Source organism: Paraclostridium sp. MRS3W1, from assembly GCF_032465715.1.
GTDB classification, from domain to species: domain Bacteria; phylum Bacillota; class Clostridia; order Peptostreptococcales; family Peptostreptococcaceae; genus Paraclostridium; species Paraclostridium dentum.
This window is the reverse complement of the sequence record NZ_JAWDJM010000097.1, coordinates 1-524: the sequence shown is the minus strand read 5'-3', so window position 1 is coordinate 524 and position 524 is coordinate 1. Positions and strand designations below refer to the sequence as shown.

The 524-nt window shown below is 55.2% G+C and carries 6 tRNA genes; all 6 read right to left on the bottom strand.

Features of this window, described 5'->3' with window-relative positions:
• Positions 1 to 2 precede the first annotated feature (2 nt).
• Positions 3 to 79: transfer RNA gene (locus RWY47_RS07385), tRNA-Asp, on the bottom strand.
• A gap of 5 nt (positions 80 to 84) precedes the next feature.
• A tRNA-Val gene (locus tag RWY47_RS07380) sits at positions 85 to 160 on the bottom strand.
• A 12-nt stretch (positions 161 to 172) separates the two neighbouring features.
• A tRNA-Gly gene (locus tag RWY47_RS07375) sits at positions 173 to 246 on the bottom strand.
• Between the two features lie 9 nt (positions 247 to 255).
• A tRNA-Glu gene (locus RWY47_RS07370) sits at positions 256 to 330 on the bottom strand.
• Positions 331 to 344: 14 nt separating this feature from the next.
• A tRNA-Met gene (locus tag RWY47_RS07365) sits at positions 345 to 420 on the bottom strand.
• A gap of 14 nt (positions 421 to 434) precedes the next feature.
• Positions 435 to 523: transfer RNA gene (locus RWY47_RS07360), tRNA-Leu, on the bottom strand.
• Position 524 lies beyond the last annotated feature (1 nt).

Genomic DNA, 524 nt, shown 5'->3' with positions numbered 1-524 from the left:
TTTGGCGACCTGGAAGGGACTCGAACCCTCGACCTCCAGCGTGACAGGCTGGCATTCTAACCAGCTGAACTACCAGGCCGCAATTGGTGGGACTAACAGGGCTCGAACCTGTGACCCCCTGCTTGTAAGGCAGGTGCTCTCCCAGCTGAGCTATAGTCCCATGTGTTTATTCTGGAGCGGGTGAAGGGGATCGAACCCTCACAGCCGGCTTGGAAGGCCGGAACTCTACCATTGAGCTACACCCGCATATTTAATTGGTGACCCATAGGGGAATCGAACCCCTGTTACCGCCGTGAAAGGGCGGTGTCTTGACCGCTTGACCAATGGGCCTTATATAATTTTAATGGTTGCGGAGGCAAGACTCGAACTTGCGACCTTCGGGTTATGAGCCCGACGAGCTGCCAACTGCTCCACCCCGCGATGTTTTATTAAAATGGTGCCGAAGACCGGAATCGAACCGGTACGAGAGGTAAGTCCCGCAGGATTTTAAGTCCTGTGCGTCTGCCAGTTCCGCCACTTCGGCA